This is a genomic window from Flavobacteriales bacterium (assembly GCA_025210295.1).
In the GTDB taxonomy this organism is placed as follows: Bacteria; Bacteroidota; Bacteroidia; order Flavobacteriales_D; family Parvicellaceae; genus S010-51.
The window spans coordinates 41,494-54,897 of the sequence record JAOASC010000042.1 but is presented as its reverse complement, the minus strand read 5'-3'; the positions used below and the strand labels follow the sequence as shown (position 1 = coordinate 54,897).

10 protein-coding genes are annotated in these 13,404 nt (G+C 34.5%); 7 read left to right on the top strand and 3 right to left on the bottom strand.

The annotated features are described in order from the left end of the window. Nucleotides 1-2,250 (bottom strand): hypothetical protein (locus N4A35_12615; GenBank protein ID MCT4582247.1); only part of this gene is annotated, 2,250 nt, incomplete at its 3' end. A 330-nt stretch (nt 2,251-2,580) separates the two neighbouring features. On the opposite strand from N4A35_12615, the gene purQ reads away from it, so the two are divergent. From purQ to N4A35_12580, 7 genes are all read left to right on the top strand, one after another. Beyond that, a complete protein-coding gene (gene purQ, locus N4A35_12610; GenBank protein ID MCT4582246.1) occupies nt 2,581-3,270 on the top strand; it encodes a phosphoribosylformylglycinamidine synthase I in 690 nt (229 codons plus the stop codon). Nucleotides 3,271-3,394: 124 nt separating this feature from the next. Continuing rightward, nucleotides 3,395-3,751: a thioredoxin gene (trxA, locus tag N4A35_12605; GenBank protein MCT4582245.1), complete on the top strand. Its 357-nt coding sequence runs from the start codon at nt 3,395-3,397 to the stop codon at nt 3,749-3,751. Nucleotides 3,752-3,775: 24 nt separating this feature from the next. Further along, on the top strand, nt 3,776-4,072 hold the full coding sequence (trxA, locus tag N4A35_12600) for a thioredoxin (GenBank protein ID MCT4582244.1): 297 nt from the start codon (nt 3,776-3,778) through the stop codon (nt 4,070-4,072). A 1-nt stretch (nt 4,073) separates the two neighbouring features. Next, complete coding sequence (locus tag N4A35_12595) at nt 4,074-4,322, top strand: hypothetical protein (protein ID MCT4582243.1); 249 nt, start codon at nt 4,074-4,076, stop codon at nt 4,320-4,322. Beyond that, nucleotides 4,309-4,947 carry a Crp/Fnr family transcriptional regulator gene (locus N4A35_12590; protein ID MCT4582242.1) on the top strand — a complete coding sequence of 213 codons (639 nt, stop codon included), beginning with the start codon at nt 4,309-4,311 and terminating at the stop codon, nt 4,945-4,947. Before N4A35_12595 ends, N4A35_12590 begins: the two co-directional genes overlap by 14 nt. Nucleotides 4,948-5,031: 84 nt before the next feature. After that, entirely contained in the window at nt 5,032-6,054 is a 1,023-nt protein-coding gene (gene murB / locus N4A35_12585) for a UDP-N-acetylmuramate dehydrogenase (protein ID MCT4582241.1), read from the top strand. 192 nt (nt 6,055-6,246) lie between these two features. Continuing rightward, entirely contained in the window at nt 6,247-11,808 is a 5,562-nt protein-coding gene (locus tag N4A35_12580) for an MG2 domain-containing protein (GenBank protein MCT4582240.1), read from the top strand. Nucleotides 11,809-11,876: 68 nt separating this feature from the next. Here the strand turns inward: N4A35_12580 and tsaB are convergent, their stop codons facing one another. Then, nucleotides 11,877-12,566 carry a tRNA (adenosine(37)-N6)-threonylcarbamoyltransferase complex dimerization subunit type 1 TsaB gene (gene tsaB, locus N4A35_12575; protein MCT4582239.1) on the bottom strand — a complete coding sequence of 230 codons (690 nt, stop codon included), beginning with the start codon at nt 12,564-12,566 and terminating at the stop codon, nt 11,877-11,879. A gap of 93 nt (nt 12,567-12,659) precedes the next feature. Then, entirely contained in the window at nt 12,660-13,400 is a 741-nt protein-coding gene (gene lptB / locus N4A35_12570; GenBank protein ID MCT4582238.1) for an LPS export ABC transporter ATP-binding protein, read from the bottom strand. Nucleotides 13,401-13,404 lie beyond the last annotated feature (4 nt).

The following is a 13,404-nucleotide window of genomic DNA, read 5'->3' as shown; positions in this document are numbered from 1 at the left end:
TTGATTTATAATGACCTCTTTAGTCGAATTGTTAAAGCTAGCTGGTATAACAGTTCCATTATGTGTTACTGTAATTTGATTAGCAGATGTTACATTCAACACTTTAGCTTTTACTGTAAAGTTACTCATGCTAACAGTATAAGGCGAAACCATAGGATTAATAAAACTAACTACTGGTGGCAACATTGCTACTGGCTTTTTATACACAATAGTTGTTGACTTAGTATCTACTCCTGCAATATTTGTTGCTGTTATCGAGACAACATTTGACCCAAGATTTAAGTTCGCTGTAAAACTTATTTTCTTAGTACTTGTATTGTACACAAAGTTATTCAACAACATTCCATTTACTGTTACTTGAATTTGACTTGAACTGTTCACATTGTAAACCATTCCATTCACAACTGAGTTATTGACACTAACTGAGTAAGGGCTTGTAGCTGGGTAGCTAATGGTAACCACTGGTGGTGGAGTTTGCTCTAATTGTTTTCGAACAATTACAGTTGTTTTAGTATCCATTCCATAAGGGTTTGTCGCCTTTATTTCAACAACATTATTCCCATTTTGTAAATTAATTGAGGCATTCAAAACCTTTGTATTCACATTATAAGAAAATGCATTAGTAGCTACCCCATTTAATTTAAATTGAATTTGAGAAGCTCCATCCACATAAAGTACAGTTGCACCCAAATTATATGAGCTAGCAGTTGTTGTATACGGAGACGTATTCGGATTGGTTATTGTTACGATTGGAGGAGGTGTATTTTTAATTGGCTCATTAAAAACAATTGTTCTACTATTACTTTTTTCCCCACATTCATTTCTAGCTTCAATTTCAAAGACATTACTGCCCTCTACACAATTAACTGTAGCAACAAAAGCCTTGGTTGATGTATTAAATGTAAAGTTATTATTCATAACTCCATTGTGCTTAAACACTAACATATTCCTATTCGATACATTAAGAATTTTAGCTTTTATAGTTGTTGAAGCAACACTAATCACCTTACCATTATTCAATGGTTGAGTGTATGTAATTGTTGGCTTATTACAGATTTTGTTATAATTGATCGTCTTAGTATCTGTATCAGAACCATAAGCATTAGTTCCTGTAACTACAAATGTATTTGCACCAGGCGTTAGAATCACATTCACTTCTAGAACTTTAGAAGATGGACTATAATTAAAGCTGTTAACGATGACTCCATTATGCTTAAATACAATATCGTTTCGACCGTCGACATAATAAACTTTAGCTTTTACATTATAATTCATTGTATAAACGCTCCCGCCATTACTTGCTGGTCGTGTAATATTAACAAGTGGTTTATTCCCTTGTGGTACATCAGTAGATGGGTTTGTTGAATAATCATCCACATTTCCATTACTAGATGGATTGGGATTTCCTCCTTGATTAGGCAATGGTCGTTCTTCTGGTATATAAGAACCATTTCCTGTTCCATTTCCTCTAAACAAGTTCCATCTTAAATTAAAGTTGGTATAGTGATAACGATCATTTTTACCATCTATATATCCATCTAAATTATCGTTTAATCCAAATGTTACTTTATGTTCAACACCTAAAGAAAATTGTGGCGTCACTTGATACCCCAACCCAAGTCCTAAAGAGGGCATCACTAATGTTTGATTCCCTGAGAAAAACGCATTATCAGTTTCCCATTTTTTATCATTGAAAAAGCTTTTCAAGTTAAATGCAACAAGATCTTTATTAGCTGTTGAATCAACCAACGAATAATCATACCAATCAGCACCATCTTTGTAATTATGCTTGATAGAATGCGAGACTAGCCCTACACCTCCAAATCCGTATAGCAAGATTCCTGTTCGTTCTCTTAAACGATGTGCATTTACGACTAATTCTAATGACCCCTCTCCATATTCAAAGCGATAATTTTTATAGCCAACCCCATCTGGATGATTTGAAAACAAAGTAGAGTCATATGATGGTACAGTACTCCATCCTGAAGTTTGTCCTGCCAACAATCTCCCTCTCAAATCAAAAGACAACAACCTTCCCTCTTTTTCGTAGATAGATCGACCTAATGTAAGCCCACCACTAAAGCCAGGATAATTTACAAAATCCAATTCTTTTTCTTGCCAAGTTCCCCCAGCATTTAATCCAAAATTCCACTTCGTATCTCGGTCATAATCAACTCGATTTCGTTGCCCAAATAGAGCAGAAAAAGAAGCGGTTAATAAAAGTGTTAAAAAGTAATGTTTCGTTTTCATAAGCAATCGTTTTGGTGGTTTAACACGCTTAGGAAAGATTCCCAAATCTATAAAGTCTTTCAACATTGAATTACTCAATTAAAATCAATTTTATTTTTCTTTCAACTTTAGACTATTTCATCATTAAAATCTCTTAATAACATGAATCATGCCACAGCAAAAAATTATACCTCGACAAAGGTAAACTATTAGGAGTATTAAGAAAGTTTTTTTATAAAAAATGAAATTCTATTCTTTTTCAAATGAATTCTAAAATATTTCGGTATTTTAACTCCGTGATTTTCAATAAATCCATTACTTTTGCAACAACAACTAAATCTTACTATAAAAATGAAGTTTGGAGTAATTACTTTCCCAGGATCTAACTGTGACAAAGACATGGTTTATGTTTTAAGAGAAAAAATGGGATTAGAGGTAGAAGAATTATGGCATAAAGATCACGATTTAAAAGGGTGTGATGCCATTGTATTACCAGGTGGTTTTTCTTATGGTGATTACTTAAGATCTGGTGCCATTGCAAAGTTTTCTCCTGTAATGAAAGAGGTGATTCAACATGCTGATAAAGGAGGACATGTTTTAGGAGTATGTAATGGTTTTCAAATCTTGTGTGAGTCTGGACTATTAGAAGGAGCTCTATTACACAACAACAATCAGAAGTTCATTTGCAAAAACACCTATTTAAAGCCTGTTTCTAAGACTGCTAGTATTACAAAAGATTTAGATTTCAATAAGACTTATAAAATTCCAATTGCACATGGTGAAGGGCGTTTCTTCGCAAATGATGACACGCTAAAATCGCTAGAAGACAATGATCAAATACTTTTTCAATATTGTGATGAAAATGGAGAAGTAAATGCAGCGGCTAATCCTAACGGATCTTTATTGAATATTGCTGGAATTAGCAACAAAGGTAAAAATGTCTTTGGAATGATGCCACACCCAGAACGTGCTGCTGATCAAGAATTAAACAATATTGATGGTCAAAAAATATTTGAATCTTGGTTAGGACTAATCCAATAACTTTCCAAAAATACTAGTCTATAGTCACTATTGTTACATATTAGTTGAAAACTTATACTGATATTTGCATAGTAAATGTCAGTAAAGTAAATTTTACTCGACTAAAGAAATAAAAATAAAGACAATGGCAACTATACAGTTAACAACTCAAATGTTTAAAGATGAAGTGTTTGATTATACCACTTCAAAAGAATGGAACTTTAAAGGAGATACTCCTGCATTAATTGATTTTTATGCAGATTGGTGTGGACCTTGTAAAATGGTTGCTCCCATTTTAGAAGAGCTCTCTGATGAATATGCTGGTCAATTAAAAATTTACAAGGTAGACACTGAAGTAGAGCAAGAATTAGCAGCTGTATTCCAAATAAGAAGTATTCCTAGCATGTTATTTATTCCTGTTGGAAAACAGCCAATGATGCAAGCAGGAGCTTTACCAAAAGGAGCTTTAAAAGAAGCCATAGAGGGTGAATTACTCAAATAAATGATTAACTAATTTTTATTAAAAATGTCAAAGTTTAATGATTTGATCAATGGTGAACAGCCTGTATTGGTCGACTTTTCGGCAGAATGGTGTGGGCCATGTAAAGCTATGGCTCCAATCTTAAAGGACGTCAAAAAAGCTATGGACAGTAGCGTTAAGATAATTAAAGTTGATGTGGATAAAAACCCACAGGCCGCTCAAAAATTTCAAGTTAGAGGCGTTCCTACATTAATTCTTTTTAAAGCTGGTAAATTATTATGGCGACAATCAGGAGTTGTTCCTGCGAATCAACTCACTAGCATCATTCAAAACAACATCTAACATGTCTGGTATTCCTATATATAAAAATGTCCAATTTTGGATTTTACCATCATTAACATTGGGATTAATGCCTTTTTTCCCTGAACCACACCTTTGGGGAAAAATAAAATGGATTGCTGGAGGTGGTGCTTTCTCAGGAGAGCATCCAATGGGACCTATGGATTGGTTTGATGTTGTTTTGCATGGAACTCCTTGGGTCTTTTTAATCATTGCATTAATCTTTAAAGCAATAGACCTTGTCAAAAAGTAAACTTATCACTCAACTTTTTCCAGAATTAGCAAAGCAACCTTTATTAAAAGAACGAATTGCTGAGCTATGTGAAATTCAACACCTTCCTAAAGGGACTGTCTTTTTAAAAGAAGGGGCTTATATTAAAGTTATTCCTTTGTTAATTTCTGGGCTAGTTAAGGTTTACAAAGAAGATGAAGAGGGACATGAAGTTTTACTTTATTACATTCAGCCTGGTGAAAGCTGTATCATGTCGCTAACAGCTAGTCTAAACAATGAGTCTAGCAAAGTTAAAGGGGTTATAGAAGAAGATAGCGAAGCTTTGTTATTACCTGCCTCTCAGGTTTCAACGTTGGGTAAAGAATTTCCACTATGGAACGAATTTGTCTACAACTTGTACAACACGCGGTTTGACGAACTCCTTTCCTTTGTCAAGCTTATTACGTTCTCTAACAAAGACAAGTTATTGTTGGAATACTTGCATAAAGAATCAAGTGTAAAAAACACCTATTCTCTAGCGATAACCCATCAAAAAATTGCTAATGAGCTGGGAACATCTAGAGAAGTTATTTCTCGACTTCTCAAAAAACTAGAACAAGAAGGCATTGTTCAATTAGGTTCTGGAAAGATTAACCTCCTTAAGTAATTGATCTAATCAACACTGCTCCTTTCATAAATAAGCGACTTCCTTTTGATCAATAAACTGGTAATCATCTATCTTTGATAGCTTATGAAGCCAATACTTAAAAACCATTCTTTACAACCTTTCAATACTTTTGGGTTGGAAGCTCATGCGAAGTTTTTTACCTCGTTTCATTCTATTGACGATTTACAAGAACTTCGTTTAACTCCTGAATACCAAAAAGAACTGAAGTTAATTTTAGGAGGAGGGAGTAACATTCTTCTGACTCAAGATCAAAATGCTTTTGCTTTACTGAATCAAATTAAGGGAATTGCCATCGAAGAAGAGGATGCCAAAAGTTATGTAATCACTGGTGGAGGTGGAGAGAACTGGCATGACTTTGTTTTACATTGTATCCAAAAGGGTTATGCAGGAATAGAAAACATGAGTTTGATTCCTGGAAGTGTTGGAGCAAGTCCTATGCAAAATATAGGAGCATACGGGACAGAAATAAAAGATGTATTTGAATGGCTTGAAGCTTTTCATATTGAAACAGGAGAAGTGCATAAATTTTATAAAAATGATTGTGACTTTGGATATCGAGAAAGCGTGTTTAAAAACAAACACCAAGGGGAATATATCATTACAAAAGTTGCTTATCGATTACAAAAAGAGCCAACAATCAACACTTCGTACGGGGCAATTAATCAACAATTGGAGTCAATGGAAATCAACAACCCTACGATAAAAGATGTGAGCGATGCTGTCATTGCTATTCGTCAATCAAAACTTCCTGACCCTAATGAAATAGGCAACAGTGGAAGCTTTTTTAAAAATCCTATTATCAATAATCAAATAGTGGAGCTGTTAAAAGCTAACCACCCTAATATCCCAATATACCCAGTTGATTCTGCCCATTCAAAAGTTGCTGCTGGTTGGTTAATAGATCAAGCTGGTTGGAAAGGGAAAACAATTGATGAACGCTATGGCGTACACAAAAAGCAAGCACTTGTTTTAGTCAACTATGGTGGTGCTACTGGAAAAGAAATTTATAACCTTAGTGAGGAAATCATCCAATCTATTCAAGCAAAATTTAACATCACACTAGAAAGAGAAGTGAATATTCTTTAGGGTTAACCAATACATTAGGATTTGAAAACCTAGTATAAATATCAAGCTGCCAACATCTCTATTGGCAATTATTTAGACATATTAAAACCAAAAGGGGTATCAATAAAAAACTAAAAAACAGCAAATAAGCCTCCCTTTTTTATCGTTTTCTTCGTTTTTTAAGCTATATTTCGAGTATAGAAAACGTACCAAATGAAAGCATTAAAAATAAGCGCACTACTTCTTATAGTTTCTCTTCTGATTGGCTGTTCGGAATCAACACCAAAAACAGATAATTTATTTCAATTTAGAGACTACATTGCCCAAACAACTTCAGGCAGACAGTCTATTGCTAACCCTATTATAGTAGAACTAAGCAAAAACGTAGATGATTGGGAGATAAACACGGAACTATCTAATTCTTTGCTTTCTATTACACCATCAATTTCAGGAACGTTAACTGCTCATAACAGCAGAACACTTGTTTTTCAACCTTCTGAACATTTACAACCTAACACTGAATATACTGTTACACTTCAGTTAGGAGAAATTATGGAAGTTGAAGAAGCTTTTAAGACTTACAGTTTTAGCTTTAAAACTATTGAACCCAACTTTTCTATTATCACCAATAACATTCAATCGTATAGTAAAGAGTGGCAATACTTAGAAGGTAGTTTAACCGCTGCTGACATCGTTGATTTAGAAGCAGTCGAAAACATTTTAACTGCTCAACAAAAAGGAAATCAGATTAGCGTAAAATGGGAAGAGCTAAATCCTCAAGAATTCCTTTTTACAGTAGATAGTATTGTGCGGTATGAAGAAGACTCTGACTTAGAACTAACCTGGACTGGGTCACACATGAATATTGACAACGAGGGGACTCATCAGGTAACCATTCCTGGAAAAAGTAATTTTTCTATTATCAAAGTAGATGTTGTTCAACATCCTGACCAACATTTAATTCTCAACTTTTCTGACCCTCTAAAAAAAGATCAAAACTTTGATGGTTTAGTTACCATTGAGAATGTAAGATCTCTTCGATATGTTGTAGATGGAAATATTTTATCGGTATATCCTTCAGAAAGGATTACTGGTTCGGCCAACATTTTTGTACATCAAGGAATAGAGAGTTTTGATGGCTATAAATTAAAAAAGACACGGGAAGAACTGGTCGCTTTTGAACAAATAAAACCTGCTGTACGATTGATTAAAAACGGTGTGATACTGCCAAACTCTGATCATCTAAAATTTAATTTTGAAGCCGTTAACCTAAGAGCGGTTGATGTACGTATTATCAAAATATATGAGGATAATATTTTGCAATTTTTACAAAGCAACTCTTTAAGCAGTCAAAACAATGTTAAAAGGGTGGGTAGAAGAATTGCCAAAAAAACGATTGAGTTAATCAAAAACCCTAAAAGCAACACAGGAAAGTGGAGGACTTACGCCTTAGATTTAAAAGATCTTATAAAGACTGATCCAGGCGCAATTTATCGACTTGAATTTAGCTTTAAGCAAGCATACTCTTTATACAATTGCGATGGAACCACATCCGAAGACTCAGAAGAAGAATACGATGATTATTACTATGAAGATGACTACTATTACGAAGATGATGACTACACTCAATCTGCTGAAGATGAAGATGAAAAGGAAGAGCAATATTGGGATAATATTATTTATAGTTATCGAAATAATTATTATCGTTGGAGAGACCGCAACAACCCTTGTAAAGAAGCGTATTACAACAATGAACGTAACTTTACAACAGCTAATGTCTTAGCTTCTGACATTGGCTTAATTGCTAAAAGAGGAAATAATAAATCGTATTATTTTGTTGCTACTGATCTTTTAACTGCACAACCTTTATCTGGAGCAAAAATAACAGTGTACAACTATCAACAGCAACCCATCGAAACCTTAACTACTAATGGTGATGGAATTGCAATTTATGATGGTAAAAAGCACCTTTCTTTTGCTATTGCACAACAAGGAAACAGCAAGACCTACTTAAAACTTTCAGATGGCGAAGCGCTTCCTTTGAGCAATTTTAATGTTTCTGGGCAACGTTTACAAAAGGGAATTAAAGGATACATTTACGGTGAACGTGGAGTATGGAGACCAGGTGACACTATTCACTTGGCTTTTGTATTAAATGATATGGAAAATCCTCTTCCTGAAAATCACCCTGTAAAACTAAAATTAACAGATGTAAATGGCCAATTAGCTTATCAAAAAGTGACCAAAGATCATGTTGATGGTTTTTACCGTTTTGATATTCCTACCCAACAAGATGACGCAACAGGAAACTGGTCTGCTACTGTAAGTGTTGGAGGGGCCAATTTTTACAAAAATGTAAAAGTGGAAACAATAAAGCCTAATCGTTTAAAATTGGCAATAGATTTTGAACAAGAGGTTTTAAATGCGAATGACTATATCAATGGAAAACTAAGTGCAAAATGGCTCCATGGAGCTATTGCCAAAAACCTTAAAGCAGAAATTAACATCAATTTTTCTGAGAACAGCCAAGGTTTTGAAAAATTCCCTAAATATATTTTTAACGACCCTATATGTAATTTCTATTCTGATGAAAAAACGTTTTTTACAGGAACTTTAAACGATTTAGGAGAAGCTAGTTTTTCAAAATATCTTCCACAAAATAGTAAAGCGCCAGGAATGTTAAAAGCCTCTTTCCTCACTAAAGTTTATGAGCAAGGCGGTAGTTTTTCTATTGACGTTATTACCAAAGATTTCGCACCTTTCTCTAGTTTTGTTGGACTTAAAAAACCAGCATCAAAAGCCTATGGTTCTTATTATACAGACGAGAATGTTACTTTCCAATTAGCAACTGTTGATACCAAAGGAAATCCAATCGCTAGAAACAACTTAGAAGTAGAGGTCTATAAAGTAGAATGGCGATGGTGGTGGAGTTCAAGTTACGACAACCTTGCTCAATATGTTGGAAGCAGTAATCATAGACCTTTCCAATCTACTAAAGTCTCTACTAACAATAAAGGTCAAGCTTCTTTTAGTGTGAATATTCCTGAAGATGAAAGTGGACGTTACTTAATCCGAATTAAAGACCCTGTTAGTGGTCATGCCACAGGAATAACAACTTACTTCTATAGAGATTGGTGGAGAAACAATTCTGATGAAAATCAAGAAACTGCGAGTATGTTAATCTTCACGGCAGACAAAGACAACTACAATGTAGGTGAAACAGCTAAAATTACTTTCCCATCTAGTAGCAATGGTAATGCGCTTATTAGCATTGAAAATGGAAGTTCTGTACTAAAAACGCAATGGATTAAAACAGCAAAAGGAGAAACAACATTTGAACTTCCTATAACTGAAGAAATGGCTCCAAATGTTTTTGTGAATATTTCTTTATTGCAACCACACAGCTCTACTGCCAATGATCTTCCATTACGTCTATATGGTGTTATTCCTTTATTGGTTGAAAATCCTGATACCAAATTGCATCCAATTATCAAAATGAAAAAAGAGCTTCAACCTGAAAAATCTTTTGATATTACAGTTTCTGAAAAAGATGGAAAAGCGATGACTTATACTATTGCTGTGGTAGATGAAGGATTATTGGACTTAACGCGTTTTAAAACACCAAATGCATGGGATGAGTTTTACAAAAGAGAAGCATTAGGAGTAACAACTTGGGATGTATTTGATGATGTAATTGGAGCGTATAGTGGAAGTGTGGACCAAGTTTACGGTATTGGTGGAGATGGTGATTTAGATAAAAACAAAGCTAAAAAAGCAGATCGTTTTAAACCTGTCGCTATGGTTAAAGGACCTTTTAAATTGGCTGCAGGAGCTAGTCAAACAAGAGAGTTTATGATGCCTAAATATGTTGGGTCGGTAAGAACCATGGTTATTGTTGGAGATAGAGCTACTGAAGCGTATGGAAACGCGGAAGAAACCACGCCTGTAAAAACACCATTAATGGTATTGGCTTCATTACCTCGTAAATTAAGTCCTGGGGAACAAGTTACCTTACCTGTTTCTGTATTTGCTATGGACAAAAAAGTAAAGAGTGCTTCTGTTTCTTTAAAAATGAGTAAAGGAATCCAAATTGTTGGGGAACAAACCAAGACACTTTCTTTCTCTCAACCTGATGAAAAGATGGTCTATTTTAATTTAGATGTTTCTAAAGCTGAAGGCATTGCAAAAATAGAAGTCATTGCGAGTGGAAGTGGGGAGAAATCATCGTATGAAGTTGAAATTGATGTAGAAAACACCAATCCTGAATCTAGTGTATTTAAAGATGTTGTATTAGAAAATAGCGGTTCTAAAACGGTTGACTTTAGCACATTTGGTGTTGCAGGAAGTAATAAAGCCGAAATTGAATTCTCTACATTACCACCTATGAACTTTACCAAAAGAATGCAGTACTTAATTCAATATCCTCATGGATGTGTTGAACAAACAACTTCTAGCGTATTTCCGCAGTTATTCTTAGCCGATATTTTTGATTTAACTATTCAAAAGAAACAAGAAATACACAAGAATGTTCAAGCAGGAATTGATCGCTTAGGACGTTTCCAAACTGCTGATGGAGGAATGGGCTATTGGATTGGCGATCGTAACCCTAACGATTGGGGAACAAGTTACGCTGGACACTTTTTATTAGAAGCTGAGAAAAAAGGTTATGCGCTTCCTTTAACGTTTAAAAACAACTGGATTAAATACCAACAAAAACAAGCTAGAGCTTGGCGTCCAAGTTACCAGCATTACAACAGTGATTTAGCTCAGGCTTACCGCTTATACACCTTAGCTTTAGCTGGTAAACCTGATTTATCTTCTATGAACCGATTAAAAGAATTTACAGAGATTTCTAATGAGGCCAAGTGGCGATTAGCTGCTGCTTATGCAATTGCTCGTCAAAGTGATGCTGCTCAGCAAATAGGAAGAACAGCTAATATTCACTTTAAACCATCCAACTACAGCTATTATACTTATGGTTCTGTTGATCGAAATAGAGCAATGGCTTTAGAAACAATGGTCTTAACCAACAACAAACAAAAACGTGAACTTGCCGAATACATTGCTAAGGACTTATCTTCTGATAGTTGGATGAGCACCCAAACAACTGCCTACAGCTTGTTAGCTATGGCGAAAATGGTAGAAAAAGGGGGAGGAAAATCATTGGCTATTTCTTACAGTACTAATGGTGGAAAATCAGTTAAGATTACAACTAAAAATGCAATTGCTGTTCGAGACTTAGCCATTCATGAAGGAGCAAACGCTATTACAATCAACAACAGTAAAGACAATACTGTTTATGCGCGTATCATTACTTCTGGAATTCTTCCATTAGGTGAGGAATTAGCTGAATCAAGAGGTTTTGATGTTAGTATTCATTATGAAGATAAAGATGGTAATGCAATTGCTGTAGATGAATTAACTCAAGGAACAACGGTTATTGCTAACGTAACGATTACTAATTTGAAGTATGAATATGTAAGGGATATTGCCTTAACGCAAACGTTCCCATCTGGTTGGGAAATCATCAATACTAGATTCACTGATTATGGCAGTAGCGCTGGACAAAATAACAGTGTTGCCTATACAGATATCCGAGATGATCGCGTACATTATTACTTTGATTTAGGTAGCAAAAAGTCGAAAACATTTAAAATTCAGTTGAATGCTTCTTACCTCGGTAAATATTATTTATCTGGTGTACAAGCTGAAGCAATGTACGACAACGACTTCTTCGTTAGAACTAAAGGTCAATGGGTAGAAGTTGTAAAATAATTGATCGTTAATATAATTGATAAGCCTCAATGAGTTTAATGCTTATTGAGGCTTTTTATTGAGCTATCTTACAACAATTTCTTTTTACTCGGAATAGCGATAAATTCTTTTAGATAGTAAGGTTCAAAATAGGCGACATCTTCAAAATCTTTATCTAAATACTTCTGATAAGAAATAGCTTCCATTCCTCTTGCACTGGTTTCAATACCTCCTAAAACTTTAATATTGGGCTGTTTAAAGGTTTCAGCAAGCTTATTGGCTCCATCACCAAAAAGATAAACAGGTTCGGAATATTCAGTAAAAGAGTTTTCGTCGATAATCTTGGCTTCTATTGGCGTTATTACTTGTAAATCGGCTTGCATTTTTTGAGTAAACACCTCCATTCTTCTAGCATCGATCATGGGGTATAATATGACATTTTGCTTGACAGCACTTAACTGAACAAAACGCGCTCCCAATACTGTTAACGAATCTACTGCTAACAATGGTATTTTTAAAGCATAGCACAATCCTTTTGCACTTGAAACTCCAATTCTTAACCCTGTATATGAACCTGGCCCTTTGCTAACGCAAACAGCATCTAAATCTTGAAGACTATATGCTGATTCTGCTATTAACTCCTCTATAAAAACAGTCAATTTTTCTGAATGGATATACTGAACCCCTAATGCTTCTTTTACTCCAATTGTTTTACCTTCTTTTGCTAATGCAACTGAACAGACTTTAGTTGCTGTTTCTATATTTAAAATTAACGCCATATTAGTCGTTTAACTCGTATATTTATCAATATATATTTCTATCGAAATTCACTCGAACTGACAGAATATATCGTAAAAAAACTTCAATAATAATTAATCTTCAAACACCTTTTTCTTTAGTTCAAAATGTTGACCTAAATACACTTTTTTAACTTGTTCATCCACTGCTAGTTCTTCAGCTGTTCCAGACTTTAATATCGCTCCTTCGAACATCAAATAAGCTCTATCAACAATCGACAATGTTTCTTGTACATTATGGTCAGTAATTAATATCCCTATATTCTTTTTTCTAAGTTTTAACACAATACTTTGAATATCCTCTACTGCAATAGGATCTACTCCAGCGAAAGGTTCATCTAACAATACAAAATTTGGATTTACGGCCAATCCTCTAGCAATCTCTGTACGTCGTTTTTCTCCTCCTGAAAGTTTTTCTCCTAAGTTTTTTCTTACGTGACCTAAACTAAATTCTTCTATTAATTCCTCCAAACGTTCTTTTTGTTGTTTTTTGGTTAGGTCAGTCATTTGAAGAATTGACAGAATATTATCTTCTACACTTAATTTTCTAAAAACAGAAACCTCTTGCGGCAAGTATCCAATTCCCATTTTTGCACGCTTATACATCGGAACTTTGGTAATCTCTGTATCGTCTAAAAAAACTTTTCCGGTATCTGGTTTAACCAACCCTACAATCATATAAAAAGAAGTGGTTTTACCTGCTCCATTTGGGCCGAGAAGACCAATAATCTCTCCTTGATTAACTTCAACTGTTATTCCTTTTACAACTTGTCGTCCTTTATAGGCTTTTTTAATTTCTTCTGTTCTTAATTTCATAATA

Bases quoted from the DNA above. Each gene is read 5' to 3' on its own strand.
- purQ (MCT4582246.1), top strand. From the start codon at position 2,581: ATGAAGTTTGGAGTAATTACTTTCCCAGGATCTAACTGTGACAAAGAC.
- trxA (MCT4582245.1), top strand. From the start codon at position 3,395: ATGGCAACTATACAGTTAACAACTCAAATGTTTAAAGATGAAGTGTTT.
- trxA (MCT4582244.1), top strand. From the start codon at position 3,776: ATGTCAAAGTTTAATGATTTGATCAATGGTGAACAGCCTGTATTGGTC.
- N4A35_12595 (MCT4582243.1), top strand. From the start codon at position 4,074: ATGTCTGGTATTCCTATATATAAAAATGTCCAATTTTGGATTTTACCA.
- murB (MCT4582241.1), top strand. From the start codon at position 5,032: ATGAAGCCAATACTTAAAAACCATTCTTTACAACCTTTCAATACTTTT.
- N4A35_12580 (MCT4582240.1), top strand. From the start codon at position 6,247: ATGAAAGCATTAAAAATAAGCGCACTACTTCTTATAGTTTCTCTTCTG.
- tsaB (MCT4582239.1), bottom strand. From the start codon at position 12,566: ATGGCGTTAATTTTAAATATAGAAACAGCAACTAAAGTCTGTTCAGTT.
- lptB (MCT4582238.1), bottom strand. From the start codon at position 13,400: ATGAAATTAAGAACAGAAGAAATTAAAAAAGCCTATAAAGGACGACAA.